The organism is Desulfomicrobium escambiense DSM 10707, from assembly GCF_000428825.1.
Lineage (GTDB): Bacteria > Desulfobacterota > Desulfovibrionia > Desulfovibrionales > Desulfomicrobiaceae > Desulfomicrobium > Desulfomicrobium escambiense.
This window is the reverse complement of the sequence record NZ_AUAR01000003.1, coordinates 42,729-68,663: the sequence shown is the minus strand read 5'-3', so window position 1 is coordinate 68,663 and position 25,935 is coordinate 42,729. Positions and strand designations below refer to the sequence as shown.

General features: G+C 63.4%; 29 protein-coding genes and 1 tRNA gene. 15 read left to right on the top strand and 15 right to left on the bottom strand.

Features of this window, described 5'->3' with window-relative positions; translation table 11 throughout:
• Window positions 1–372: 372 nt before the first annotated feature.
• Window positions 373–768, bottom strand: coding sequence for a helix-turn-helix domain-containing protein (locus tag G394_RS0103590; RefSeq protein ID WP_245578251.1), 396 nt, complete (start codon window positions 766–768; stop codon window positions 373–375).
• A gap of 863 nt (window positions 769–1,631) precedes the next feature.
• Between G394_RS0103590 and G394_RS0103580 the strand changes: the two genes are divergently transcribed.
• Both G394_RS0103580 and G394_RS0103575 read left to right on the top strand, forming a co-directional pair.
• Window positions 1,632–2,288 carry a PEP-CTERM sorting domain-containing protein gene (locus G394_RS0103580; RefSeq protein WP_051306919.1) on the top strand — a complete coding sequence of 219 codons (657 nt, stop codon included), beginning with the start codon at window positions 1,632–1,634 and terminating at the stop codon, window positions 2,286–2,288.
• Window positions 2,289–2,699: 411 nt separating this feature from the next.
• Entirely contained in the window at window positions 2,700–3,236 is a 537-nt protein-coding gene (locus tag G394_RS0103575) for an NAD(P)-binding domain-containing protein (protein ID WP_028576486.1), read from the top strand.
• A gap of 509 nt (window positions 3,237–3,745) precedes the next feature.
• On the opposite strand, the gene G394_RS0103570 is transcribed toward G394_RS0103575, so the two are convergent.
• From G394_RS0103570 to G394_RS0103560, 4 genes are all read right to left on the bottom strand, one after another.
• A tRNA-Leu gene (locus G394_RS0103570) sits at window positions 3,746–3,833 on the bottom strand.
• A gap of 63 nt (window positions 3,834–3,896) precedes the next feature.
• Window positions 3,897–4,052 carry a hypothetical protein gene (locus G394_RS21050; RefSeq protein ID WP_156902409.1) on the bottom strand — a complete coding sequence of 52 codons (156 nt, stop codon included), beginning with the start codon at window positions 4,050–4,052 and terminating at the stop codon, window positions 3,897–3,899.
• Window positions 4,053–4,056: 4 nt separating this feature from the next.
• Window positions 4,057–4,353: a hypothetical protein gene (locus tag G394_RS0103565; RefSeq protein WP_028576485.1), complete on the bottom strand. Its 297-nt coding sequence runs from the start codon at window positions 4,351–4,353 to the stop codon at window positions 4,057–4,059.
• Window positions 4,350–5,735, bottom strand: a complete 1,386-nt coding sequence (locus G394_RS0103560) for an MATE family efflux transporter (RefSeq protein ID WP_028576484.1) — start codon at window positions 5,733–5,735, stop codon at window positions 4,350–4,352. Before G394_RS0103560 ends, G394_RS0103565 begins: the two co-directional genes overlap by 4 nt.
• A 191-nt stretch (window positions 5,736–5,926) precedes the next feature.
• Between G394_RS0103560 and G394_RS0103555 the strand changes: the two genes are divergently transcribed.
• Window positions 5,927–7,099 (top strand): TraB/GumN family protein, encoded by a 1,173-nt coding sequence (locus G394_RS0103555; protein ID WP_028576483.1) that lies wholly within the window; start codon window positions 5,927–5,929, stop codon window positions 7,097–7,099.
• Between the two features lie 115 nt (window positions 7,100–7,214).
• Here the strand turns inward: G394_RS0103555 and cydB are convergent, their stop codons facing one another.
• From cydB to G394_RS17805, 10 genes are all read right to left on the bottom strand, one after another.
• On the bottom strand, window positions 7,215–8,240 hold the full coding sequence (cydB, locus tag G394_RS0103550; protein WP_028576482.1) for a cytochrome d ubiquinol oxidase subunit II: 1,026 nt from the start codon (window positions 8,238–8,240) through the stop codon (window positions 7,215–7,217).
• Between the two features lie 28 nt (window positions 8,241–8,268).
• Window positions 8,269–9,576: a cytochrome ubiquinol oxidase subunit I gene (locus G394_RS0103545; RefSeq protein ID WP_028576481.1), complete on the bottom strand. Its 1,308-nt coding sequence runs from the start codon at window positions 9,574–9,576 to the stop codon at window positions 8,269–8,271.
• Between the two features lie 12 nt (window positions 9,577–9,588).
• Entirely contained in the window at window positions 9,589–10,296 is a 708-nt protein-coding gene (locus G394_RS0103540; RefSeq protein WP_028576480.1) for a DVU0298 family protein, read from the bottom strand.
• Window positions 10,297–10,304: 8 nt separating this feature from the next.
• Entirely contained in the window at window positions 10,305–11,516 is a 1,212-nt protein-coding gene (locus G394_RS0103535) for an FprA family A-type flavoprotein (protein WP_028576479.1), read from the bottom strand.
• 103 nt (window positions 11,517–11,619) lie between these two features.
• On the bottom strand, window positions 11,620–11,781 hold the full coding sequence (rd, locus tag G394_RS20595) for a rubredoxin (protein ID WP_084435282.1): 162 nt from the start codon (window positions 11,779–11,781) through the stop codon (window positions 11,620–11,622).
• A gap of 8 nt (window positions 11,782–11,789) precedes the next feature.
• Window positions 11,790–12,170, bottom strand: coding sequence for a desulfoferrodoxin (locus G394_RS0103525; protein WP_028576478.1), 381 nt, complete (start codon window positions 12,168–12,170; stop codon window positions 11,790–11,792).
• 111 nt (window positions 12,171–12,281) lie between these two features.
• Complete coding sequence (locus G394_RS0103520; protein ID WP_028576477.1) at window positions 12,282–12,695, bottom strand: Fur family transcriptional regulator; 414 nt, start codon at window positions 12,693–12,695, stop codon at window positions 12,282–12,284.
• A 71-nt stretch (window positions 12,696–12,766) separates the two neighbouring features.
• Entirely contained in the window at window positions 12,767–13,780 is a 1,014-nt protein-coding gene (locus tag G394_RS0103515) for a glycosyltransferase family 9 protein (protein ID WP_028576476.1), read from the bottom strand.
• Complete coding sequence (locus tag G394_RS0103510; protein ID WP_028576475.1) at window positions 13,777–14,916, bottom strand: glycosyltransferase family 4 protein; 1,140 nt, start codon at window positions 14,914–14,916, stop codon at window positions 13,777–13,779. The genes G394_RS0103515 and G394_RS0103510 overlap by 4 nt, the downstream gene beginning before the upstream one ends.
• Window positions 14,900–15,514: a D-glycero-alpha-D-manno-heptose-1,7-bisphosphate 7-phosphatase gene (locus G394_RS17805; RefSeq protein ID WP_043774653.1), complete on the bottom strand. Its 615-nt coding sequence runs from the start codon at window positions 15,512–15,514 to the stop codon at window positions 14,900–14,902. Before G394_RS17805 ends, G394_RS0103510 begins: the two co-directional genes overlap by 17 nt.
• Window positions 15,515–15,737: 223 nt before the next feature.
• On the opposite strand from G394_RS17805, the gene G394_RS0103500 reads away from it, so the two are divergent.
• The 12 genes from G394_RS0103500 to G394_RS0103445 all read left to right on the top strand — a co-directional run bounded on the left by G394_RS0103500 (window position 15,738) and on the right by G394_RS0103445 (window position 25,924).
• Complete coding sequence (locus G394_RS0103500; RefSeq protein ID WP_028576474.1) at window positions 15,738–16,181, top strand: cytochrome c maturation protein CcmE; 444 nt, start codon at window positions 15,738–15,740, stop codon at window positions 16,179–16,181.
• A 49-nt stretch (window positions 16,182–16,230) separates the two neighbouring features.
• The gene (locus tag G394_RS0103495; RefSeq protein WP_028576473.1) at window positions 16,231–18,114 is read left to right on the top strand and encodes a heme lyase CcmF/NrfE family subunit; all 1,884 of its coding nucleotides are present in this window, start codon (window positions 16,231–16,233) and stop codon (window positions 18,112–18,114) included.
• A complete protein-coding gene (locus G394_RS0103490) occupies window positions 18,111–18,770 on the top strand; it encodes an ABC transporter ATP-binding protein (protein WP_028576472.1) in 660 nt (219 codons plus the stop codon). The genes G394_RS0103495 and G394_RS0103490 overlap by 4 nt, the downstream gene beginning before the upstream one ends.
• Window positions 18,767–19,441, top strand: coding sequence for a heme exporter protein CcmB (locus G394_RS0103485; protein ID WP_028576471.1), 675 nt, complete (start codon window positions 18,767–18,769; stop codon window positions 19,439–19,441). The genes G394_RS0103490 and G394_RS0103485 overlap by 4 nt, the downstream gene beginning before the upstream one ends.
• Before the next feature lie 10 nt (window positions 19,442–19,451).
• Complete coding sequence (locus G394_RS0103480) at window positions 19,452–20,147, top strand: cytochrome c biogenesis protein (RefSeq protein WP_028576470.1); 696 nt, start codon at window positions 19,452–19,454, stop codon at window positions 20,145–20,147.
• Between the two features lie 10 nt (window positions 20,148–20,157).
• Window positions 20,158–20,289, top strand: a complete 132-nt coding sequence (locus tag G394_RS20590) for a CcmD family protein (protein WP_084435280.1) — start codon at window positions 20,158–20,160, stop codon at window positions 20,287–20,289.
• Window positions 20,276–20,857: a tetratricopeptide repeat protein gene (locus G394_RS21370; protein ID WP_028576469.1), complete on the top strand. Its 582-nt coding sequence runs from the start codon at window positions 20,276–20,278 to the stop codon at window positions 20,855–20,857. The genes G394_RS20590 and G394_RS21370 overlap by 14 nt, the downstream gene beginning before the upstream one ends.
• A 192-nt stretch (window positions 20,858–21,049) precedes the next feature.
• Window positions 21,050–22,162: a branched-chain amino acid ABC transporter substrate-binding protein gene (locus G394_RS0103465; protein WP_028576468.1), complete on the top strand. Its 1,113-nt coding sequence runs from the start codon at window positions 21,050–21,052 to the stop codon at window positions 22,160–22,162.
• Window positions 22,163–22,268: 106 nt separating this feature from the next.
• A complete protein-coding gene (locus G394_RS0103460) occupies window positions 22,269–23,177 on the top strand; it encodes a branched-chain amino acid ABC transporter permease (RefSeq protein WP_028576467.1) in 909 nt (302 codons plus the stop codon).
• A gap of 37 nt (window positions 23,178–23,214) precedes the next feature.
• On the top strand, window positions 23,215–24,438 hold the full coding sequence (gene livM, locus G394_RS0103455; protein ID WP_028576466.1) for a high-affinity branched-chain amino acid ABC transporter permease LivM: 1,224 nt from the start codon (window positions 23,215–23,217) through the stop codon (window positions 24,436–24,438).
• Complete coding sequence (locus tag G394_RS0103450) at window positions 24,439–25,227, top strand: ABC transporter ATP-binding protein (protein ID WP_028576465.1); 789 nt, start codon at window positions 24,439–24,441, stop codon at window positions 25,225–25,227.
• On the top strand, window positions 25,220–25,924 hold the full coding sequence (locus G394_RS0103445; RefSeq protein WP_028576464.1) for an ABC transporter ATP-binding protein: 705 nt from the start codon (window positions 25,220–25,222) through the stop codon (window positions 25,922–25,924). The genes G394_RS0103450 and G394_RS0103445 overlap by 8 nt, the downstream gene beginning before the upstream one ends.
• Window positions 25,925–25,935 lie beyond the last annotated feature (11 nt).

Genomic DNA, 25,935 nt, shown 5'->3' with positions numbered 1-25,935 from the left:
TTCGCTGTGGGGGCTGCCATAGCGAAGGCGGGTCATTACATGACAGTGCATCTATCAGGGCTGTTCAGGCGGCGGGTATGCCCCAGTGGTAAGGCCGGCAAGCCATGCGCTCGCCGAAGAGCCGGCCAGGTACGGACTGCAGGATGCCGGGAATATGGCGGATTGGGGATTTCGAGGGATCTCAGTATGATTTTTTTGTTAAAGATGTCATGCTATTGAATATAATAATTGGTTGGTTTTTGGTCTCAGAGACCCGGGCTGATTGTCGGCAAGGAACAACTGACCTGCCTACCTCTTCCTCGAGAGAGACAACGACAGCAATGATAGTAGACTCCCTCGCGCTTAGACTCTGCCTCCATCCCCTCTCCTCCGTTACGCAGACAGGAAGACCCTCGGATCGACATGGAGCGCTTCGGCCAGCTTGCGGGCGTTCTTCTTTCCGATGGGGCGCTTGTTGTTCTCCATTTCCGAAATATGCCGTCTGGGGATTCCCGTTGCGGCGGCCAGTTGCTCCTGGGTCAACCCTTCCCTGAACCTGGCCCCGGCAAGAAATGCGCCCGGGAGATCCTGCTGCGATACGTTCAGGGCTTCGCGCCAGGGGACGGATGCGGAATCCTCTCGAACCGAAAATCCCGTGTCCGCAATTTTGTTCAGGAGTTCTTCTTTTCTACGTACAGGGCCGGTCAGGCAGATCGTGATGCTTTCAGTAAGGGGCTTTTTCGTGTGTGCCAACATAAGTGATCTCGATAAGGTTAACGCTTCCGTCACACTCTTCCCACACCGCAACGTAAGTTGGTCGTCCTCTTCTTATGTGGCAATGGTGGCGTCTGGGACCGAGTTTTGAATAATTGGGCCAATCGCCGCGGACAGGGCCGCGCTCTTCGATCTCTGCCGCCAGCAGCACTAGGGATTTCCTGACTCCTAAAGGCAACGTCCTGCATTTTTTTGCCACCTTCGCGGTAAAGGTAACCGACCATGCCATGTAGCCCTCTCTGTACTTTTTTTTAGTGCGTGTCAATGTGCTCAGGCCAGATTCGGGAGTTGCCACAGTCCGCAATGTGAGGAAATTCGGCTTGGTACGTATTTGGGATGGAGGCGAGGATAACGGTTGAGATATGTCACTCTCCCATCCCCTTCAGACCGTTGCGCCGATAGGAAGACCCTCTGGCTACGTTATAACAGTCTCGGCGCTGACACCGTGCACTCCGGGCAAAGGCTTCAAGGTCTCCCGGACGGTGCGCTCGTGTTCTGCTTCCCATAGATCCCGAGTCTTTTGCATGTTCATCCACAGGTCGGGAGAAGTGCCAAAGGCGCGGGAGAGGCGCATAGGCATATCTTCCAAGAATCCGTATCGAAAATCTTACAATCGGTCGGGGCCTCTTTTTCAGGCATATCCAGGGCCATTTCCCGTCCCGCATATCCTAACACGCTGTATCTCTTGAGCGGTTACAGAACATGGCCGTGAAAGCGCGCATGGCCGTCGGTCGTGAATTTTTACAGATGCTCGATGCGCGTTCTGCGCTGTTCTTATAATTGTGAATCATGTCGGTGCGTTGCAAATCGGTATGGTTATTGATGCGCAGAGGGTGGAATTTCCCGGCATGTTTCCATTTTCCTCAAAGGAGGGGGCCATGAAAAAGGTATCGTTTTTTCTGGCGACACTCATATTCGTGCTCGGTGTCACGGGTGTCGCGTGGTCAGCGCTCTATCACGGGGTAGAGTTCCCCGACGGTGCGGCATCATTCGCGGACGCGGTGTTCTCCTTCGATCCCGTCGTGAATAGCGGGCAACCGGGGGCGGCCTATCTCGAACCGTTGGAAGCCGTAGGCATTCCGGACTATCCGGAAGGCCCCACGCTCGGTTATGTCTCGCTCGGTGACGGGGGGAGCATAACGCTTCGATTCACGGACAATTCCCTGACCGGGAGCGGAGACGCGAACCTGGATTTGTGGATATTCGAAATCGGGCCGGACGTGGAGGATACGTTCGTCGCAATCAGCAAAGACAGCATTATGTGGTATGACGTCGGCAAGGTATTCGGCAGCATTTCAGGAATCGACATCGATTTTTTCGGATGGGATCAGACGGACTATTTCTCATACGTTCGACTGACGGATGACGGCAATGAAGGCGCTCAGACCGGCGAGACGGTCGGGGCCGACATAGATGCGATCGGGGCCATATCGTCGGCGCCGCCTGTGAACGCCGTCCCGGAGCCGTCCTCCGTGTTTCTGCTCGGCATCGGACTGCTCGGTTTGCTGGGTTTCGGGAGAAAAATTCGCCGCTGACCACGGCCCCGCCTCAGGACACAAACATCGAAGGCCGCGACGAAACCGCTCCAGGGGAGCGCGGACCATCGACAGATGCAGCGGCAGCGATGCGTGAAGACGTCATCGAGTCGCTGCCTTCCCCGCCGCCTCCGCCTTCCCGCCACTGCCTTTCTCGCCCAGTCCAATCAAATCAGACTGGCCGAGCGTCTCGCGCCCGGCCGAAATGAAGCGCAAAACCCGCTCGTGGCGCGGCTTTCCGGCTGCCTGGAGGCTGGGAGTTGCTGGCACGGGATTTGTATTATCCCGGCGGTTTGATTGGAAATCGGGGGAGCGTCGGTTTTTGCCGGACGCACGGCCGGCGGGCGAAAGGGTTCACGAAAGCATCCCGCCTTTACCCCTCATATCATTCACGCTTCACCACGCGCACATATGAAAGAAACCATCGCCGTCATCGGCCTAGGATACGTCGGCCTGCCTCTGGCCATCGAGTTTGGCAAGAAATTCAAGACCATCGGCTTCGACCTGTCCGAGCAGAAGGTCGCCAATTACACAAAGCATATCGACACCATGGGCGAAGTGGACGCCGCCGGGTTTGCGGCGGCCGTGCATTTCGAGCCGACTACGGATGCCTCGCGCCTGAAGGATGCGGATTTCGTCATCGTGGCCGTGCCGACTCCCATCGGCCGGAACAGGCGGCCCGACCTTTCGCCGGTGGAGAGCGCGAGCAGGATCGTGGGGCGCAACCTGAAGCCGGGGGCCGTGGTGGTCTTCGAGTCCACGGTGTACCCCGGCGTGACCGATTTGATTATCGAGAAATTTTCTGTCACCGGAATCAGTAATCAAACAATTCTGATCTGTATAAATGTTCCGCGAAAAAACATTCGAAAATATTATTTTATGCTTGATAAAATAGCCTGTTGTTCTGTATGGGATTCCGTGATGGTTTTGTCGTGCTTGTCGGAATGAATGCCTGAATCGATCATAACATGATGACGGAGAGTGGAAAACGTCATGTCCAAACCGGGCGAAACGAATCAGTGAGGTCTTCGATGCGAGTCTGGTTGCCGGATTTCATCTACAAGCCATTTCCCCTTGTCATTGCAACCATCGGATTGATTGGCTGTTGCGCAGGCACGGCGTCCAGCATGGGCCTGGGAGGTTCCCTCATCCTTTACAGCGGCGGAGTGATGTGCATGCGTTGGCGTTAGCCTGACGCCCCGAAACGGCGATTTTTTGGTCACCGCATAACGTTCCAGTTTTCGTATGATCAGTACCCTGAGGACAGTGTACGCTTCAGGGATGGCTTTATTGTTCCTCATGTCCTGCCGTGTAATCCTAAGAGATTGAGTGGTTCGAAACGGCTCGGCAGGCCATAGTGCCTAAATAGGGTATTTTAGGATGGTTGTTTTTTCTGGTGAAAAAACAAAACGGATGCTTACCATTTGGTAACCATCCGTTTTTTTTATGAATTGTCATGGTGCCCAGGGCGGGACTCGAACCCGCACGCTCGCAAGGAACAAGGGATTTTAAATCCCTGGCGTCTACCAATTCCACCACCCGGGCAGGGAGTTTTTTCAAATATACAGGGCTGTCTGGAGCGTCAATTCTTTCTTGGCCGTGGGCGGGTCAGACGAAGACGTCTACGAGGGAGCCCTTGTGCGGATCTTGGGTCGGGCGGCTGGGTTCGGCCGGGGTCGGGGACGAGCGGTCCTGGTCGCGGCGGGGAGCTTCGTTCCTGACGGCGGGGACGGTCGGGGGCGTCCTTTCGATGGCTTCAGTCATGGCTTCAGGCCCTGGCGTTGCGCTGATCCATGAAGGACGAGAAGTCTGCGGCGAAACCGCTGTCGATGTAGCGCAGGTCCCGCTGGAGATCGTCGACGTCGAAGCCGTTCTGCACGGCGAACTGCGCGAAGGCGCGCCCCGATGTCCCGGCATGGCGCAGGCGGACTAGGCCTTCGGAATTGCGCGAATAGAATTGGTAGTGGCCGTGGGCGTCGAGGGTCAGGGAATACTCCAGGTCCCAGGGCGTGTCGGCTGCGTAGTTGGCTACGGAGCCGAGGTAGTGTCCGGGCAATTCGCTCACGCGGGCCTCCTGTTCTTGCGCAGGGTGAAGCGGAACCAGTCCTTGAACTGGTAGAAGTAGAACATGGTGCCGCATTGCACCAGCACCGAGGCGAACATGGCCATCCACACGCCGTCGGACGAGCGCAGCACGACGTGCCCCAGCACGTAGGCCAGAGGCAGGCGCACAAGCCACGCCGAAGTGCCGAAGATGATCGCCTGGTACATGGTTGCGCCGGCGCCGGTGAAGGCCCCGCCCAGGATCATGGCGGCCAGCATGGGCGGCTGGGCTGTCATGTTCCAGGCCAGGTAGTTCACGGCCTCGGCCTGCACCTCGGGGTCGGGGGCGATGAAGGCCGTGACCGGCCCGACGACCGTCCACAGGAGCGCCGTGAAGACGCTGATGGCCGCCACGCCGACGGCCATGATGCGGTAGCCCACGCGCTTGGCCTCGGCCCGGCGGTCCTGGCCCAGGTAGTGGCCGACGAGGATGGAGGCCGTGAAGTTGAAGGCCATGGCCGGGAGGAAGAGCACGGCCTCGACGCGGACGCCGGCGCTCATGCCGGCCATGGCCACGACGCTGCCCTCGGGCAGGCTCGCGGTGATGGCATAGAGGACCATGTAGGCCGAATGCCAGACCAGCTGCATGAGCCCGGCCGGCCAGGCGACCTTGATCAGGTAGGGCAGGGCCAGGCGCGTCCAGCGCCACGGGGCGAAACACTGTGCGCAGAGCAGGCCGCAGCGGTGCAGCATGACGACGTTGTAGATTGTGCCGCAGACGACGGAGCCGAAGGTGGCCCAGGCGATGCCCTTGTAGCCGAGTTCGGGCAGCCCCCACAGTCCCAGGCCCAGCCCCAGGTCGCCCAGGGTGTTCACGCCCGTGACCAGGATCATGGAATACAGGGGCAGGGTCACGATCTTCTGGGCCCGGAAGAAGGCGTTGGTGATGGTGAAGACGTAGTAGGCCGGCATGAGGTACAGGCTGACCTCCAGCAGGTACCCTGCGATGGGCATGAGCTCCGGCGGGATCTGTAGCAGGTTCAGGAAGCGCTCGTCGAACCACAGTCCGAAGATCAGGATGGCCAGGCCCGTGACCACGCCCAGGCCCACGCCCAGGCCGACGAAGCGCTGGATGCGCCGCGGCAGCCCGGCTCCGGAGCTCTGGCTGATGGCGGCCACGCTGCCGTTGGCCAGGGCGATGGCCACGACCATGAAGAAGAACATGGCCTGGCTCATGACGCCCATGCAGGCCTGGGTCTCGCGGCCGATGCGGCCGGCCACCCAGACGTCCACGAAGCCGATGAGGAAGTGGAAGAACATCATGACCACCTGGGGCCAGGCCAGGTTCCAGATGGTCGAGTAGGGGGCGCGCTCCATGCGCCGGTCGAAATCGCTCGTGGTCATGTCTTCTCCGGGTGCTGCATGTGACCGCATGCTTCAGGGTGCGCGATTTGACAAGGAAAAATGTTGCGGACCTGCAACGGGCCCCCGGCGGGCTTGCATTCCCCCGGACTGCCGGATAACGGAACCCATCCTGATCACGCAACAGGGCTCTGGCCGGGACGTTGTCCGGGGCTTGGCCCATGAGGTATTCCGTGGAATTTGAAAATCTGCCCGAAAGCGTGACCGTGGTCGAGGAGGGGGGAAAGCGCTTCTTCCTCGTCGGCACGGCCCACGTTTCCCAGGAAAGCGTCGAGGATGTGCGGCGGACGGTGGAGATCGTCCGGCCCGATTCCATCTGCGTCGAACTCTGCCCGGCCCGCCATCAGGCCATGACCCGCCGCGACGACTGGAAGCGCATGGATATCTACAAGGTCATCAAGGAAGGCAAGGCCGTCTTCCTGATGATCCAGCTCGTGCTGCAGGCCTTCTACCGCAAGATCGGCGACAAGCTGGGCGTGCAGCCCGGCGCCGAGATGATGGAGGGCGTGCGTCTGGCCGAGGAGACCGGGGCGATCCTGGTCCTGGCCGACCGCGACGTGCAGGTCACCTTGAAGCGGGTCTGGGGGTTCCTGGGCTTCTGGAAAAAGTGCCAGCTCCTGACCCAGATGCTGACCAGCATCTTCGTCGATGACGACGTGGACAAGACCCTCATCGAGGACATGAAGAAGAAGGACCAGCTGGCCGCCATCATGGGCGCCTTCGCCGAGAACTTCCCCCAGATCAAGGAGCGTCTCATCGACGAGCGCGACATCTATCTGGCCCAGAAGATCCGCAAGGCCCCGGGCGAGAACGTCGTGGCCGTGGTCGGCGCCGGGCACGTGCCGGGCATGCAGCTCCACTTCGGACACGACGTCGACCTGGCCCCGCTGGAGGAACTGCCGCCGCCGTCGAGGTGGGGCGTCTTCTGGAAATGGGGGCTGCCCGGTTTTTTCGTCGCATTGCTGGTCATCGGGTTTTTCCGCGGCGGCGCTGACACCTCCGTGGACGCCCTCTCCATCTGGGTGCTGGTGACCGGCGTCGGCGCGGCCCTCGGGTCCCTGGCGGCCCTGGGCCATCCGCTGACCATCCTTTCGAGCTTCCTGGCCGCGCCCGTGACCACTCTGCACCCCCTCATCGCTGCGGGTTGGGTGGCCGGTTTGGTCCAGGCCTGGGTCAAGAAGCCCACGGTCTCGGACCTCGAAGAGCTGCCCTCGAGCGTCATGACTGTCAGGGGTTTCTGGGCCAACCCGGTCAGCCGCATCCTGCTGGTGGTCATCTTCGCCAACCTGGGCGCGACCATCGGAGTCTTCATTTCCGGCAGCCTCATCGCGGCCAGGGTGTTCTGACGCCGGGTTCCGGCCGCCGGCTCCGTTCGTCCCGTCCGTCCGATTCGGCGGCAACGAAAAAGGGTGACCTCTTGCGAGGCCACCCTTTTCTTGTTGGTCTGGACAGGTTGCGGCCTTAGTACGCGCCGTCGTGCCCCAGTTCCTTCTCGGTCACCTTGTGGGAGAAGGTGCGGTACAGCCAGAACTGGTAGGCGGCCACGATGGGCACGAAGACCAGTGCCACGCCCAGCATGATGGACAGGGTCAGGGTGCTGGAGGCGGCGTTGGCGATGGTGATGGAGTAGTCCGGGTTGATGCTCGAAGGCAGCAGGGCCGGGTACAGTCCGACCACGCCGAAGAGGGTCAGGCCGGTGATCATGGCCGCGGACAGGCCCCAGGCGAACCACCAGTCCTCCTTGCCGATCTGCTGGCGCAGCAGCAGCAGGGCCAGGACGGGAGCGACCAGCAGCACCAGGAGCAGCGGGTTGGTCAGGTAGTTGGCCAGCAGGTTGGTGTAGATCACCGTCAGGACCACGAAGGCCCCGATGAGGACCACGAGCACGGGCCACAGCTTGCGGGCCAGGTTTGCCGCGCGGCGCTGCAGATCCCCTTCGCTCTTGATGGTCAGCCACAGGGCCCCGTGCATGGCGAAGAGCAGCACGAAGAGAACGCCGCCGGCCAGGCCGTAGGGGTTCAGGAGGGTCAGCAGGTTACCCTGGAACACGCCCTTCTCGTCCAGGGGCAGGCCCATGAAGATGTTGGCGAAGGCCACGCCCAGAAGCAGGGCGGGCAGGAAGCTGCCGATGGTCGCGCCCCAGTCCCAGACCCTGCGCCAGGCCGGGCTGTCGACCTGGTGGCGGAATTCGAGGGACACGCCGCGGATGATGAGGGCGAAGAGCAGGAGCATGAGCGGGGTGTAGAGCCCGCTGAACATGACCGCGTAGGCCTTGGGGAAGGCGGCGAAGGTCACGCCGCCGGCGGTGATCAGCCAGACCTCGTTGCCGTCCCAGAAGGGGCCCATGGAGTTGAGCATGATGCGGCGGTCCGTGTCGGACTTGCCGAGGAACGGAAGCAGGGTCCCGATGCCCAAGTCGTAGCCGTCAAGAATGAAGTAGATGGCCCAGAGCACACCCCAGAGTAGGAACCAGATGGTTTCGAGCATGAGTCAATCCTCCTTGTGATCCGAACGGTTACGCCTCGGCCGGGCCTTTCTTGGCGAATTTGAACAAGAGGTAGATGTCCACGGCCCCCAGCAGGGCGTAGAGCAGGGTCAGAGCCACCAGGGAGAAGGCAACCTGGGATGTGACGATGGGCGAGACTGCGTCGGCCGTCTTCATGAGGCCGTTGACGATCCACGGCTGCCGGCCCACCTCGGCCACGACCCAGCCCGCCTCGATGGCCAGGTAGGGCACGGGGATGGCGAAGAGCATGGCCTTGAGGAGCTTGGGCGTCTCGGTCAGCTTGTTGCGGCGCAGGAAGGCCCAAATGCACAGGAGCGGCATGAGGGTGCCCAGGCCCACCATGGCCCGGAAGGACAGGAAGGTCAGCATGACGGGCGGGCGTTCGTCGGCCGGCCAGTCCTTGAGTCCCTGGACCGGGGCCTTGAAGTCGTTGTGGGCCAGGAAGGACAGGCCGCCGGGGATGCCGAAAAGTTCGACGGCGTTCTTCTCGTTCTTTTCGTCGGGCACGACCAGCAGGTACATGGGCGCTCCGTCCTCATGGGTTTCCCACAGGGATTCCATGGCCGCCAGCTTGGCGGGCTGGATCTTGGTCACTTCCTGGGCGTGGTGATGGCCCTGGACCGCGACGAGAACGGAGAAGACCAGGCCGAAGACCATGCCCAGCTTGAAGGAGCGGGTGAAGAAGTCGACGTTCTGTTTTTTGAGCAGATGCCAGGACGAGACGCCCATGACGAAGAAGCCGGCCAGGGCGAAGGCGCCGCTCAGGACGTGCACGTACTGCTGCCAGGCAAAGGGGTTGCCGACCACTGCGAAGAAGTCGGCCAGTTCGGCCCGGCCGTTGCGGATGACGTAACCCAGGGGGTTCTGCATGAAGCCGTTGGCGATGAGGATCCACAGGGCAGAGAGGTTGGACGCGCCGGCCACCAGCCAGATGCACAGGGCGTGCATCTTGGGCGAGAGCACGTTCCAGCCGAAGATCCAGGCCCCCAGGAACGTGGATTCGAGGAAGAATGCCACTGTGGCCTCGATGGCCAAAAGCGACCCGAAGATGTCGCCCACGTATTCGGAGTAGCGCGACCAGTTGGTGCCGAACTGGAACTCCAGGGTGATGCCCGTGACCACGCCCAAGACGAAGTTGATGACGAAGAGCTTGCCCCAGAACTTGGTCATGCGCTTGTACATCTCGTCGCCGGTGCGGACGTACTTGGTCTCCATGATGGCCACCAGAATGGAGAGACCGAGGGTCAGGGGCACGAAGATGAAGTGGAACATGGTGGCCATGGCGAATTGAAGCCTGGATAACATGAGCACATCCATAGTGAGTCTCCTTTAGTTGTGTGCGGGTGATGAACCCGTGATCCGCGTGATGGCTTCGGTGGCCAGCGCCCCGACGGAGGTCTCCGCCAGGGCCCGGTCGCGATAGATTTCGAGAGCGGAGGCGTCTGCGGTCATGGCCTCCAGTCGCGGCAGGGCCGAGGTGAGGCCCAGGAGGCCGCAGGCCCACGCCGCCAGGCCGCGGATGCCCGCGTCGCAGTCGCCCAGGGCGCAGAGCAGATCCGGTTCGGCCGAACCGGCCAGGTCCGGCCGGACTTGGGCCAGCCGGCCCACGCCCCACACCGCCCCGCGGCGCAGTGGGGCGTGTTCCAGGTAGCAGTCGGGCCGGCAGTGGTCTTCGTGGATGTAGGCCAGGACGTGGTTGTGGTACTCGGCGGCCACGAGGGGGCTCTGGGTCGTGATCTCGGCCATGGCTTCAGGCGCGCCCCAGCCGATGCCGCCGGACTCGTCGTTGAGGCTCCAGATGAAGCGCCGCATGACCACGCGCGCCTTTTCCGGCGTGCGTGCGGCCAGCGCGGCGACGACCGTCCCGAAGGCGGTCACGGCCCGCCAGCGCAGCAGGGGCGAGGAGCTGCACAGGGCCGAGAACAGCGGTGCCACGGCCTGCTGGCCCAGTTCGGCCAGTCCGGACAGCCCGTCCTCCCAGCCGTCGCCGGCCAGGAGGTCATGGATGCGCCGTTTGAGTTCCCTGCCCCGTGCCATATCCATTCCTAGGCTTCGGCCTCGGCGACCTTGGCCTTGATGGCCCTGGCCACCTGACGCCCGAGTTCCTTGCACTCGGCCAGCTTGGCGTGATCGGGCACGTTCTTGCCCTTCACGCCCGGCTCTACGACCTCGACCTTGGCCGACTTGAGCCAATCCGTCAGGATGTTGAGGGACTCGCCGCTCCAGCCGAAGGAGGCGAAGGCGGCTCCAACGCGGCCCACGGGGCGCAGGCCCTTCATGTAGGTCAGAAAGTCCGCCATCAGCGGCATGATGCCGTTGTTGTGGGTCGGCGAGCCGCAGACGATGCCCGTGGCGTCGGCCAGTTCACCCATGACGTCGCTGTGGTGGTACTGCTTGAGGGCCATGATCTTGACGGACACGCCCTCCTCCATGATCCCTTCGGCGATGGCCTTGGCCATCTTCTCCGTGGAGTGCCACATGGTGTCGTAGACGATGACGGCCTTCGTGTTGGGCCGCTGCTCGGCGTACTCGCGGTAGGCCTGCAGGATGAGCGGCACGTTGGAGCGCCAGATGATGCCGTGGTCCGGGGCGATCATGTCGATCTCGAGGCCCATCTTGGCCACGTCGTCGAGCACTGCCGTGACCCGCTGGGAGTACGGCAGGATGATGTTGTGGTAATAGTGGGAGCTCTCCTTCATGAGCATGGCCAGGTCGACCTCGTCGTCAAAGCGCTCGCTGGAGGCGATGTTCTGGCCGAATGCGTCGTTGGAGATCAGGAGCTTGTCCTCGGGGATGTAGGAGAACATGGAGTCGGGCCAGTGCAGCATCCGCGCTTCCATGAACTGCACCGTGCGCTTGCCCAGGCTGATGGAGTCGCCGGTCTGGACCGGATGGTACGGCCAGTCGGGCTGGTGAAAATGGTCGAGCAGCATGCGGTGGCCCAGCTTGGAGCAGAAGACCTTCTCGGGCTGGATCTTCTCCATGAGGAAGGGCATGGCCCCGGAGTGGTCGGGCTCGATGTGGTTGCAGACGATGTAGTCGATCTTCTCCAAGGGGATGATGGAGCGGATCTGATGGTACAGGTCCATCTGGAACTTGGCCGGAACGGAGTCGAACAGGGTGATCTTCTCGTCCACGACCAGGTAGGCGTTGTAGGTCGTGCCCTGCGGCGACCGGGAATAGCCGTGGAAGTCGTGGATGTTCCAGTCGACGACGCCGACCCAGTAGATGTCTTTCTTGATCTCGGTGACAGGCATGGTTGGTGTTCCTTATGGATATGTTAACCCGCCGCGGGCGGGGGAATGGTTGCGCTGCAAACAAGTTCAGCCCAGGAAGGCCTGGGCTGAGAGGAAGCGTCGATCAGCTTTCCTTGACGAAATCGGACTTGCCAGCCCCGCAGACCGGGCAGGTCCAGTCGTCGGGGATGTCCTCGAACTTGGTTCCGGGCGCTACGCCGCTGTCAGGGTCGCCGATGGCGGGGTCGTAGACGTAGCCGCAGAGGGTGCAAACGTATTTGTCCATGGTTTCTCCTAGTTTTCGGTTTTCCAGTGTCCGTGAAGATTGCAATATTCCCTGGCCGTGACCTTGGAGGCCTGCACGCAGAACTCGGCCTCGGGGGCCTGTCCGGGCTTCAGGTACTCGCGGTAGACCTTGCCGTCGGCGATGAGTTCGATCCACTCGATCCAGTGGGTGTCGATCATGGGGTGGGCCACCGCGCCGACCTTGACCTTATAGCCGGTGGCGGTCTTCTCGATGACCGGGACGTGCTTCTCGCGGGCCGCATCAACGGTGCCTTCGACCATGAGCTTCATGTCCTCGCCGCAGCAAACCAGGGTCCCGCCGCCGCCATGCATGACTTCAATGATATTCCCGCACAGCTCGCATTTGTAAACTTCAAGTCTTTCAGCCATTTTGTACCTCCGTTGAATTCGAAATGATGGATTACACCGGACCTGTAGCAGAGAACGGCATACTGTTCCAGTCATTCTTGCGTTTGCGTGGCTTTGGCCGCGAAAATGCGGCTATTGCTCGGGGTCGCGGGAAGCTCGGCACTCGGGGCAGATCCCGGAGAATTCCAGGCTGACGCCGGTGATTTCGAAATCCGTGGTCAGCCCGTCCTCGATCCCGGAAATGTCCGGAGCGTCGAAGATGTCGCCGACCTTGCCGCAGACCTGGCAGCGGATATGGTGGTGGGGAGACATGTCCCCGTCGAAGCGTTTCTGGCCGGCCGCGTTCTCGAGCTTGCGCACCAGACCCAGGGTGCTCAGCACTTCGAGGTTGCGGTAGACTGTGCCGAGACTGATGCGCGGCATCTTTTCGCGGACCATGCCGTAGATTTCATCGGCCGTGGGATGGGATGTCACGGACTGAAGCTGTTCCATGATGATTTTGCGCTGGTTGGTCAGGCGCATGTCTTTACCCAAAAGTTCCTTCATGGGGCACCTCGGTCAAAATTTAATAATTATTACTAATAAAATCCCGGTGCGGCGTCAAGAAGAACGGGAAATTAGTTGAGGGAATCCAAAGAATCAAGGAGTTCAATGAGAAGCGAAGGCTCCACGCTTTTCATGCAGGCGTTGCCGAGGTCACACGCATCCTGCCCGTGCAGGGAGCAGGGCGCCTTGGGGCAGGCGATCTGGTGGGCGATGTCGCGCGGGCCCGAAGGGTAGAAGCCCCATTCCCGGGTGGTGGGTCCGAAGAGGGCGACGACGGGCGTGCCTACGCCGGTGGCCAGGTGCATGGGGCCCGAGTCGCCCGTGACCAGGCAGCGGCACCGGGCGATGAGGGCGGCCGTGGCCCGCAGGTCCGTGGCGTTTGTCAGATCGTGCGGGGAGCCGGGCAGGAGCGGTGCCGGGTTGCGGCCGATGACCATGACCTCCCGGCCCCGGCGTTCCAGTTCCTGGATCACCGCGCGCCAGACCTCGGGCGACGGGCTTTTGGCCGGGTGCGTTGCATAGGGGTGTACGGCCACGGGGTTCGAAAAGCCCAGGCGTTCGAGGGTTTCCCCGGCGCGGGCTGTCTCGTCCTCGCCCAGGAAGATGCGCGGGCGAAGGAGCGCGGCGTCGGGGGCCGACGTCTCCAGGGCCAGGCTGTAGCGTTGGGGCACGTTCTCGCGGCCGAGACGTGCGGCCAGGGACGGGTGGCGCGTGGCCAGGAAAAGCCGCCGCGTCAGGGAGCGCTTGGCGTAGGTCCGGGTGGGGCCGGGCCACAGGGTGCGCAGGACCAGGGTACGCAGGTTCGAGTGCAGGTCGATGAGCGGCATGTGCCCGTGGGTGCGGGCCAGGCCGAGGCAGAAGTGCGCCCAGCGCAGGCCGTGCAGGTCCTCCTCGCCCACGGTCAGCACCCGGCGCACGGCGGGATGGCGGTCGAAGACCGGGGCCAGCGCGGGCCTGGTCAGCACGTGAAAGGTCAGCCCGGCCTGCTGCCGCCAGTATTCGAGGACGCCAGTGGTCAGGATGGCGTCGCCAAGGGCGCTCAGGCGCACCACTACGCATTCGCGGTTGGACAGGCGCGCGGTCATCGGGCATTTCCCCCGGCGGCCAGTTCCTCATAGATGTCCATGAGCCGGGCCGAGGTGCGCTCGATCCGGAAATTTTCCGCGTGGCGCAGCCCGCGTTCGATCATGTCGCGGCGAAGGTCTTCGTCCCCCAGGGCGTGCGCCAGGGCCGCGGCCAGTCCCCCGGGATCCGCGGGCGCGGCGTAGAGGGCCGCGTCGCCACCCGCCTCGGCGAAGCAGGAGCCGGTGGAGGTGACGACGGGTGTGCCGCTGGCCAGGGCTTCGAGAATGGGGATGCCGAAGCCTTCGCCAACGGAGGGGTAGGCGAAGACGCGGGCCAGCCGGTAGAGGCCGGGCAGGTCCGCGTCGGCCACCCGGCCGAGGAAGCGGGTCCGGCTTTCGAGCCCGGCGGACCTGGCCTGTTCGCGCAGGGCCGCTTCAAGGGGGCCCGTGCCCGCGATGACCAGGTACGGCCGGTCGCCCTGCGGGAGGTGGGAAACCGCCTCGATCAGGGTGTGAACGCCCTTGCGCTCGATGAGGGAGCCGACGAAGAGAACGAAATCCCTGGGCAGGTCGAGGCGGCAGCGCAGGCCGTCCAGGTTTGCCGAGTCCATGGGCGCCGAGAAGGCGGGGTTGCAGCTCTGGTAGGCCACGCGGATGCGGTCGGGTCCGATGCCGAAGAGCTCCTGCACGTCCTCGGCGGTCCGCGCGCTGATGGCCACGACGAGGTCGGCCTGGCGGCAGCTGCGCCGGTACTTCCAGGCATAGAGCTTGCGGTCGGCCCAGGGGTAGAGGTGGGGGTGCGTCAGGAACAGGAGGTCGTGCATGGTGACCACGGTGCGGACCTGCGGCGGAAAATTCGTCAGCGGCAGTTCGTGGGACAGGCCGTGGTAGATGTCGACGTGGTCGCGGGAGGCCGCGACGGGAATGGCCAGGCTGCGCCAGAGGGCCGGGAAGGCGCGGCCTACCGGGCACGCTTCCTGCACATGCAGGGCGTTCGGCAGGGGCATTGTGCAAAATGGCCCGCCCAGGCGTGGCGCGTAGAGGGTGTAACGGTGCTGCGGGAAGTTTTCGGCCAGGCCGAGGACCGTGCTGCGGGCGTAGTTGCCCAGGCCCGTGACGTTCTGGAAGAAGCGTTTGCCGTCAAAGCCGATGTGCATGCACAAGCCCCTTATTTTGCACAAGCAGGTCGAGATAGCTACCCAGGTCCCGGGCGATCCAGTCCGGCCGGCCCGGTCCGGGAAGACAGGGCCGCACGCCAGTCGGCACGGGCTCGAGCCCGAGCCTGGCCGCTTCCGAGAGGCCGTGGCCGGTCAGGACCAGTGCCGTCTCGGCGCAGCCCGCCGTCTGGCCAAAGGCGATGTCCGCGATCTTGTCGCCGACCATGACCGTGGTTTCGGGCCGCAGGCCGAAGCGGGCCGCGAGGTCGTCCCACATGCCGGTGCGGGGCTTGCGGCAGCAGCAATCCTCTCCGGGGCCGTGGGGGCAGAACGCCGCGCCGCCGAGGGCGATGCCTTCGGCCCGCAGCAGTTCCTCCAGCCTGGCGTGCACGGCGAAATAGTCTTCCGGCGTCAGGAGCCCGCGGCCGATGCCACTCTGGTTGCTGGCCAGGAAAAAGCGGCAGCCCAGCTCCGCCAGACGGCGCATGGGAGCGGCCGCACCGGGGATGAGGGCGACCAGTTGCGGGTCGCGCAGGTAGTGGCGTTCTTCGATCAGCGTTCCGTCGCGGTCGAGGATGATCGTTTCGATGCGGGTCATGCGTATCCTTGAAAAAGCTCGTGTCGGGCTTTTTTGATCGGTTCATCCATGCAGGTCAAGAAAGGAAATGGCCCCGGCCGGACCGGGTTTCCGGGGGCCTTGGACGAAAATGTTGACGAAACGGGTCTGGTTGTGGATAGCGCGTGCGACGAGCGCGCTTCGCGTCGTGACAGGTCGCGCCGGTTCATGCTAGGAGCCGGGGCACATTGAAACCGGAGATTGCATGAGCACTTCCAAGAATCAGAAATGGGTCTATCTGGCCGCCGTCCTGCTGGTCGCGACCGGAGTGGGATACCTGATCTTCAGCGGGCTGTCCCAGAATTCCGTCTACTTCCTCAATGTTTCCGAGGCGCTGGCCATGCCGGCCGAGAAACTGACCCAGGCCCGGCTCTTCGGGAACGTGGCGGCCGAGGACATCGTCCGCGACCCCGCGTCCATGGGCGTGGACTTCACCGTCCAGGACAAGGACGACCCGACCAAGACCATCCGCGTCACCTATCGCGGCACCGTCCCCGACACCTTCAAGGCCGGCGTGGAAGTCATCCTCGAAGGCCGCTTCAAGGCCGGCGCAAAGCAGTTCGAAGCCACGACCCTGCTGACCAAGTGCCCCTCCAAATACGAAAAGAACGAGAAGGGGCAGATGCGCCCTCCCGGATACCAGGGCTAGGCCCGCCTCTCTCTTCCGCAACCAGAACCCCGCGAGGATACCCCGTTTCATGCACGCCATCAGCTTCACCGCACTTCTTCTGAGCATGCTGGCCGCCGTCGGTCTGACCGCCGTGGCCGGAATGAAGGCCCTCAAAGACGACTACGGCACCGTGGCCCTGTTCGAGAAGGGCCAGATCCTTCTGACCATGGTCGTTCTCGGCGTCTCCGTCATTCTTCTCCAGGCCCTGGTCGTCAGGGACTTTTCCTACGTCTACGTCCGCGACTACACCGACAACCTGCTGCCCATGTTCTACGCCGTGACGGCCTTCTGGGCCGGGCAGAACGGGTCCTTCCTGTTCTGGTACCTGTGCGTGGCCCTCATGGGCTGGTGCATGATCTACACGCCGGGCTATTCGCACCTGGACAACCGGACCAAGGTCTATTTCTGGATTCTCTTCTTCCTCGTCGAGATATTTTTCCTCTTTGCCCTGACCGGGCCGAGCAACCCGTTCACCAAGCTCGACCCCGTCCCGGCCGACGGGCACGGCCTGAACCCCCTGCTGCAGAACCCGGGCATGATCTTCCATCCGCCCCTGCTTTTCCTCGGCTATGCCGGGTACACCATCCCGTGCTGCCTGGCCCTGGCCTCGCGCCTCTCGGGCAACGGCCGCGAGTGGCTGGACCTGTGCCGCAACTGGAACATCGTGGCCTGGATCTTCCTGACCGCGGGCATCATCCTCGGGGCCTGGTGGTCCTATATGGAACTGGGCTGGGGCGGCTACTGGGCCTGGGACCCGGTCGAGAATGCCTCCCTCATCCCCTGGCTGGCCGGAACCGGGTTCGTCCACACGGCCATCGTCGGGCGCACGCGCAAGACCCTGCTGCGCACCAACGTGTTCATGGTCGCCCTGACCTTCCTGCTGTGCTTCTTCGCGACCTTCGTCGTGCGCAGCGGCATGATCGAATCCCTGCACGCCTTCGGCGGCAGCAAGATGGGCATTCCGCTGCTCGTCTTCCTCGTGGCGGGTTCCGCGCTGACCCTGTACGTCTGCCTGGTGCCGCGCAAGGACGACACGACGGCCATCGATGACTTCACCAGCCGGCCCGGCATGCTCTTCCTGGCTTCCTGGCTCTTTCTCTGCCTGGCCGGCATCGTCTTCCTGGGCGTGCTCTGGCCGGTCATCAGCAGCATCTGGAGCGAGAACCCCGTCGGCCTCGACGCCGGGTTCTACAACCGGGTCTGCCTGCCCCTCTTCAGCGTCCTGGCCTTCATCATGTCCGTGTGCCCCTGGTTCTCCCAGAAGAGCGGCGTCAGCGACAAGCTCGCCCTCGGCCTGGTGCTCGGGGCCGGAGCCGCGTCGGGCGCCGTCATCTTCGCCCTGGGCTACAGGCAGCCCCTGGCGCTCCTTGCCGCCGTGTCGGGCATCATGATCGCGGTCTCCGTGGGCCTGGTCTTCGTGCGCACCAAAGGCCTGCGGTCCTTCATGCCGTCCTGGGGCGCCTACGGGGTGCATCTGGGCGTGGCGATGATGGTCGTGGGTGTGGCCTTCTCAGGGCCGTACAAGGTTGAGGAGGAGGCGGTGCTGACCAAGGGCCAGTCCATGACCGTCGGCGCCTACGAAGTGCGTTTCGACGAGCTGCGGCACCATCACGACAACCCGGCCATGGATATGCACTCGGCCGAACTGACCGTGCTGCGCGACGGCCGCGAGGTGGGCAAGCTGGCCCCGGAGAAGCGCCTCTACGCCAGTTTCCAGCAGTCTACCTTCGCCGAGGTCTCGGTAATCCCTTCCCTGGGCGAGGAGATCTACTCGACCCTGCTGGGCTTCAACGAGGCCGGCGAGGTCAGCCTCAAGGTCAGCCTCAACCCGCTGGTGAACTGGATCTGGATCGGCGGCACCCTGTCCTGCCTGATCGCCTTCCTGTGCTGGAGAAAGATCGAGCGCCGATGATGGCTTCCGGGACGCTTCTCGACCTGCGCGCCGTCAGCCACTTCTTCGGCTCGCGGCTGATCTTCAAGGGCGTGTCCTGCGTCCTGGAGCCGGCGAGCATCATGCTCGTGGCCGGCCCCAACGGCGCGGGCAAGTCGACACTCCTGAAGATCATGGCCGGCCTGCTGCCGCCGCGATCCGGCACCGTGCAGCGTCGGGTCGAGGACCGGGCCATGGCCTTCATGGGGCATCAGACCTTCGTCTATCCGGCACTTTCGGCCCTGGGCAACCTGGAGTTCTGGAACCGCGTCTACGGGCGCGGTCTGGACGACGTGGGCCTGCTCGGGCTTCTTGAACGGGTGGGGCTCAAAGGCTTCGCCCTGGAGGCCGCGGGCACGTTCTCGCGGGGCATGGCCCAGCGTCTGTCCCTGGCTCGGGTGCTCCTCGTCGAGCCGCAGCTGCTGTTTCTGGACGAGCCGTCCACGGGCCTCGACACGGCCTCCCAGGCCCTGCTGCACGCCGAACTCGAAGCGGCCAGGGCCAGAGGGGCCGGCATCGTCTGGATCTCCCACGACCTGGAGCGGGATCTGGGGAGGGCGGACACGGTGTTGCGGCTTTCCGGTCGGGCCATGACCTATTTCGGCCCGGCAGGGGAATTCCCCAGGGAGGCGGCGTGACCGCGCCCTGGCTGGCCATCGCGGCCAAGGACCTGCGCCTGGCCTTCGCCGGGGGGCAGGGACCCGTGCAGGCCGTGCTGCTGGGGCTTCTGCTGGTCTTCATCTTCAGCCTTTCCGCGGCGCCGGGTGAGCATTTTTCGCCGCAGCAGGCCATGGCCATCTTCTGGCTGTGCAGCTCCTTTGCCGTGGTCCTGATCTTTTCGCTCCTCTTCCGCTTCGAGGAGGAGAACGACACTGCCACGGCCCTGCTCCTGTCACCGCTGCCGGTGCAGGGCCTGTGGCTGGGCAAGACGTTGGCCGGGCTCGCCCTGCTCGCCCTGTGCCAGGTCTTCTTTTTTCCGGCGGCCCTGGTCTTTCTGGGCCTCGACCCCGGCGGGAGCCTCGGCGGGCTCGCGCTCATGGCCCTGGGCGTGGATCTCGGGCTGTGCATCCTGGGCGGCCTCATCGGCGCCATGGGGCACGGGCAGGGCGCCAAGGACGCGCTCCTGACCATCATCGTCTTCCCGCTGCAGGTCCCGCTGCTGCTGGGGGGTATCCGCATCGGCGTCGGCCTCATGCAGGGCGTCCCCATGGCCGACCTGGGGGAATGGTTCGGGCTTGTCCTGGCGTTCGACGCGGTCTTTTCCGGCGCGGCGCTATTTCTCTTTCCCCATGTTTTCCGGGGCGAATGAAGGGGCTGATATGTTTCGCATCTATCCGAGAATGCTTACTTTTTTAGCTGTCGCCGCCATGGTGCTCATGGCCGTCGGGCAGTATGCCATCTGGTTCTACGCGCCCGAAGAGATGACCATGGGCCTGGTGCAGAAGATTTTCTACTTCCACCTGCCTTTGGCCTGGTGGTGCTTTGTCGCCTTTTTCGGCGTCTTCGCGGCCAGCGTCATGGTCCTGTGGACCGGCAAGGAGAAGTGGGACGTGCTGGCCGGGGTGCTGGCCGAGGCCGGGGTGCTTTTCAGCGGCCTGGCCCTGATCACCGGCTCCATCTGGGGCCGGGCGGCCTGGAACACGTGGTGGACCTGGGACCCGAGGCTGTCCACGACGCTGGTCATGTGGTTCGTCTATTCGGGCTATCTGGTCCTGCGGGCCGCCGACGCAGGCGGCGCCAAGGGCGCCAGGATGCGGGCGGTGCTCGGCATCGTCGCCTTCGTGGACGTCCCGCTGGTGTTTCTGTCGGCCCGGCTGTGGCGTTCCATCCATCCGGCGGTCCTCGCTTCGCGCAGCGGGGGGCTGGAACCCGAGATGTGGACAACGGTGTGGATCAACCTTCTGGCCTGGGGCGCGCTGTTCGCGGCCCTTGTCCTGGCCCGCTACCACGGCGCGGGGTTCGCGCGCCGGGTCGAGGCCGCCCTGGTCAGGATTCAGGAAAAGACCTTGCAATGAGAGGACTGTCATGAATTACCTTTTTATCGCCAATGTGTGCATCTGGCTGGGCGTCGGGGGATATGTCCTTTTCCTGGCCCGACAGCACAGCGTGCTGGAGCGCCGCGTTCGGCAGCTGGAGATACTCGATGCAGACGAATAACGCCTTTCCCCAGGCCGCCCGCCGCAGGACCGTCTTTTTCCTTCTGGCCTGCCTGGGCGTCATGGTCTTTGCCGCCGTGGTCTACCGGGTGGAAAACCCGTCCATCGTGCAGCACGAGGAGCGCCGGGAGATGCCCGGCGGCATGGGACAGATGGGCGGGGACATGTCCGGCATCTCGTCCATGATGCAGAAGCTGCAGGCCAACCCCGAAGATGTCGAGGCCATGCGCGGTCTCGGCATGGCCTTCATGGAGATGCAGGCCTGGGACAAGTCCATGTCCTTCTGGGACATGGTCCTCGAAAAGCACCCGGATGACGTCATGGCGCTCAACCAGAAAGGGTTCTGCCTGTTCGAGCTCAAGAAGTACGCCGAGGCGGCCGAACTCTTCGAACGCATGCTGACCATTGAGACCGGGAATTTTCACGCCCATTACAACCTGGGCGTCATCTACAAGCACTACCTCGCGCAGCCGGACAAGGCCGCGGCGCATTTCCAGGCCGTTGTCGACGCCGCTCCCGACGACCCCGAGCTGGTCGAGAACGCCCGCCGCGAACTGTCCGGGAAGTGATGCCCACAGGCCGGCGTGTCGTGCCGGCCGCTCTTCGGCCCCCCATGCGCGAGCGTTATGGGGGGCGTCACCCATCCTGTTTGACACCGGCAAGGGGCTGATGCTAACGGGTTTCGATTCGATGCCGCGTGAACAAAGGCTCGAACCGAGCCGTGATCTGTTGCCCTTAACCCGAACATTGTGGAGGAACTGATGAAACGTTTTTCTGGTCTCGTGATCGCTGCGTGTCTGTCCCTGCTGACCAGTTCGGCCTTCGGTGCCGATACCATCAAGATCGGCGTTGCGGGCGCCCACACCGGTGACCTGGCCTCCTACGGCCTGCCCACGGTCAACGCCGCTAAGCTGGTGGCCAAGGACGTCAACGCCAAGGGCGGCATCGACGGCAAGCAGATCGAGCTTCTGGTTCAGGATGAGGAGTGCAAGCCCGAGAAGGCCACCAACGCCGCGACCAAGCTGGTCTCCGACGGCGCTGTCGTCGTCCTCGGCCACATCTGTTCCGGCGCCACCAAGGCCGCCCTGCCCATCTACACCGAGGCCAAGGTCGTGACCATGTCCCCGTCGGCGACCAACCCCGAACTGACCCAGAGCGGCCAGTACCCGACTTTCTTCCGCACCATCGCCTCTGACGACTCCCAGGCCAAGCTCGGCGTTGATTTCGCCCTCGCCAAGCTGGGCGCCAAGAAGATCGCCGTGCTGCACGACAAGGGCGACTACGGCAAGGGTTATGCCGAATACGCCCAGAAGTTCATCAAGGAAGGCGGCCAGGCCGAAGTGGTGCTGTTCGAGGGCGTGACCCCCGGCGCCGTGGACTATTCCTCCGTGGTCCAGAAGATCCGCCAGTCCGGCGCGGACACCGTCATGTTCGGCGGCTACCACCCGGAAGCCTCCAAGATCGTAGCCCAGCTGAAGAAGAAGCGCGTCGACGTGAAGTTCATCTCCGATGACGGCGTCAAGGATGACACCTTCATCAAGGTCGCCGGCGCCGACGCCGAGGGCGTGTACGCTTCCGGTCCCCAGGACGTCAGCGGCCTGGAAATGAACAAGGCCGCCCGCGCCGCCCACATGACCGAGTTCGGCACCGAGCCCGGCGCGTTCTTCGACGCCGCCTATGCTGCCATGCAGGCCCTGGTCAACGCCATCGACAAGGCCGACTCCACCGAGTCCGACAAGATCATGAACGTGCTGCGCACGGACAAGGTCGACACCACCGTCGGCACCATCAAGTTCGACGCCCGCGGCGACGCCGAGGGTGTGGGCTTCTCCATGTACCAGGTCCAGAACGGCGCGTACGTGGAACTGAAGTAGAGGTTTTCAGGGTTATCGAGATTCAACCGAGGGACAGGCTAGCCTGTCCCTCGGTTCTTTCAACAGGACGGCAAGGAGCGATCCGGCCCGGATCGGACGAGGAAACATGGACTGGCAGTATTTTTCCGAACTTTTTCTAGGCGGTTTGACGCGCGGCAGCATCTACGCGCTCATCGCCATCGGCTACACCATGGTCTACGGCATCATCGAGCTCATCAACTTCGCCCACGGCGAGGTCTACATGCTCGGAGCCTTCATGGGGCTCATCGTGGCCGGCGTGCTGGGCATCCTGGGGTTTCCGGCCCCGGCCATCCTGGTCATCGCCGCGGTCGTGGCCATCATCTACTGCGCTGGCTACGGCTACACCATGGAGAAGATCGCCTACAAGCCCCTGCGCGGGGCCGGGCGCCTCTCGCCGCTCATTTCCGCCATCGGCATGTCCCTCTTCCTGCAGAATTACATCATCCTGGCTCAGACCTCGGACTTCCTGCCCTTTCCGCGCCTCATCCCGGACTTCGAGTTCCTGGAGCCCGTGGCCCACGTCTTCGGATCCTCGGATTTCGTCATCGTCGTGACCAGCGCGCTGTTCATGGCCGGGCTGACGGTCTTCATCAAGTACACCAAGATGGGCAAGGCCATGCGCGCCACGGCCCAGAACCGCAAGATGGCCATGCTCCTCGGGGTCGACTCGGACAAGGTCATTTCCATCACATTTCTGCTCGGGTCGTCCTTGGCTGCCCTCGGCGGCGTGCTCATCGCCTCCCATGTCGGCATGGTCAACTTCGCCATCGGCTTCCTGGCCGGCATCAAGGCCTTCACGGCGGCGGTCCTGGGCGGCATCGGCTCCATCCCCGGCGCCATGCTCGGCGGCCTTTTCCTCGGGCTGTCCGAGAGCTTCGCCACGGGATACATTTCGAGCGACTACGAGGACGTCTTCGCCTTCACCCTGCTGGTGGTCTTCCTGATCTTCCGGCCCTCGGGCATCATGGGCAAGGCCAAGGTGGAAAAGGTATGATCGGCTGGCGGCATTCCCACGACGGACGGAGACGATAATGAACGAACTCATCAAATCAATTCAGGTCAGCATCTGGTTCATGTTTCTGACCTTCCCGATCATGGTCATCCGGGTGAACGCCATCGAGAAGTCCGTGATCTGGCGCTGGGAGAACCTGGCGCTGGTCGGCGTCGGCAGCTTCGTGCTGTCCTTCATCTGGCGTTGGGCCCTGCGCCGTAAGGAAGCCGGGGAGGCCGTGGCCGCAGCCGGCGGGCAGGAGGCCGGACGGTTCTCCGCCATGCTGGAAAACCCCGCGCTGAGACTGCCGCTGCAAGTCGGCCTGCTGGCCGCGTTCTGCGTCGTTCCCTGGTTCGTGACCACATACCAGACCAACATCCTTATCTCGTTCCTGCTGTACGTGGTGCTGGGCCTGGGCTTGAACGTCATCGTCGGCGTGGCCGGCCTGCTCTTCCTCGGTCATGCCGCGTTTTACGCCATTGGCGCGTATTCCTACGCCCTGCTGAATCAGTATTTCGGTCTCGGGTTCTGGGTGGCGCTGCCCATCGGCGGCGTGGTGGCCGCCTTGGCCGGCGTGGCGCTGGCCTTCCCGGTGCTGCGGCTGCGCGGCGACTACCTGGCCATCGTCACCCTCGGTTTCGGTGAGATCGTGCGGCTGCTGCTTGAAAACTTCAGCGACATCACGGGCGGCCCGTCGGGTGTGTCCAACATCCCCCGTCCCGGCCTGTTTGACATGCAGCTGTCCGTGGCCGGCGCCAACATCTACATCTACTACATCGTGCTGGCCCTGGCCATCGTGACCATCGTCGCCGTCACGCGGCTCAAGGATTCGCGCATCGGCCGCGCCCTGCAGGCCCTGCGCGAGGACGAGATCGCCTGCGAGGCCATGGGCATCGACCGGGTCGGCGTGAAGCTCATGGCCTTTGGCCTCGGCACGGCCTGGGCCGGTTTCGCCGGCGTGGTCTTCGCGGCCAAGACAACGTTCATCAACCCCGCCAGCTTCACGTTCTTCGAATCGGCCATCATTTTGTCCATCGTCGTCCTGGGCGGCATGGGCTCCAACCTGGGCGTCATTCTCGGTTCGGCCTTCCTGGTGCTTCTGCCCGAATACATGCGCGCCTTCTCCGAGTACCGCATGATCCTCTTCGCCACGGCCATGGTGCTGATGATGGTCTTCCGGCCCCAGGGGCTCATTCCCGAGAAGCGCAAGACCTACACGGTGTCGGACCCCGAACTGAACGCGGCCACAGGAGGGCAGAACTAGATGCAACCGGTACTCGACGTCACCGCCGTGTCCATGAACTTCGGCGGCCTGCGGGCCCTGAACGACGTGGAGCTGAAGGTCAACTCCGGCGAGATCGTTGCCCTCATCGGGCCCAACGGCGCGGGCAAGACCACGTTCTTCAACTGCATAACCAGCATCTACACTCCAACCGAAGGCGAAGTCTGGTTCACGCCCAAGCAGGGGACCCGGACCAGGGTCAACGGCATGAAGCCAAACCTGGTCACGGCGCTGGGGATGGCCCGCACCTTCCAGAACATCCGCCTCTTCAAGAACATGAGCGTGCTGGAAAACGTCATGATCGCCAGGCACTGCCGCACCAAAAGCGGCATCCTCGGCGCGCTGATGCGCTCGCCCGCCGTGCGCCGGGAGGAGAAGGAGATCGTCGACCGCAGCTACGAACTCCTCAAGTACATCGGGCTGCACAAATTCTACAACGAGCAGGCCTGCAACCTGCCGTACGGCGCCCAGCGCAGGCTGGAGATCGCTCGCGCCCTGGCCACGGACCCGACGCTGCTGCTGCTCGACGAGCCGGCCGCCGGCATGAACCCGCAGGAAACCGAGTCCCTGAAGCACCTCGTGCTCAAGATCCGCGACGAGATGGACATGGCCATTCTGCTGATCGAGCACGACATGAGCATGGTCATGAGCCTTTCCGAGCGCATCTACGTCATGGAATACGGGTGTCTCATCGCCCACGGCACCCCGGCGGAGGTCAGCAGGGACCCGCGGGTCATCAAAGCCTACCTCGGGGAGGAAGCCCATGCTTGAGCTCAGGAACGTCAGCACCTTCTACGGAAACATCCAGGCCCTGCACGGGATTTCCCTGAAAATCGGCAAGGGCGAGATCGTGACCCTCATCGGCGCCAACGGCGCAGGCAAGAGCACGACCCTCATGTCCATCTGCGGCGGCGTGCCGCCCCGCAGCGGCGAGATCATCTTCGACGGCCAGCCCATCCAGGCCCTCAAGGCCGACCGCATCGTGCGCATGGGCATATCCCAGGTGCCCGAAGGCCGGCTCATCTTCCCGGACATGACGGTCATGGAGAACCTGGACCTGGGAGCCTTCCTGCGCAACGACCAGAAGGGCATCGCCCAGGACCTGGAATACGTCTTCGAGCTCTTCCCCATCCTGGCCGAACGCCGCAAGCAGATGGGCGGCACCCTGTCCGGCGGCGAGCAGCAGATGCTGGCCATTTCCCGCGCGCTCATGGCGCGGCCGCGACTGCTGCTTCTGGACGAGCCGTCCCTGGGCCTGGCGCCCATCATCATCGCACAGATTTTCGACATCATCCGCAAGGTCAACGAGTCCGGGACCACGGTCTTCCTGGTCGAGCAGAACGCCAACCAGGCCCTCAAGGTCGCCCACCGTGCCTACGTCATGGAGAACGGGCGCATCACCCTCGAGGACACGGCCGCGGCGCTCCTGGCCAACGAGGATGTCAAGAAGGCCTATCTGGGGCTCTAGACGCCCCGGTT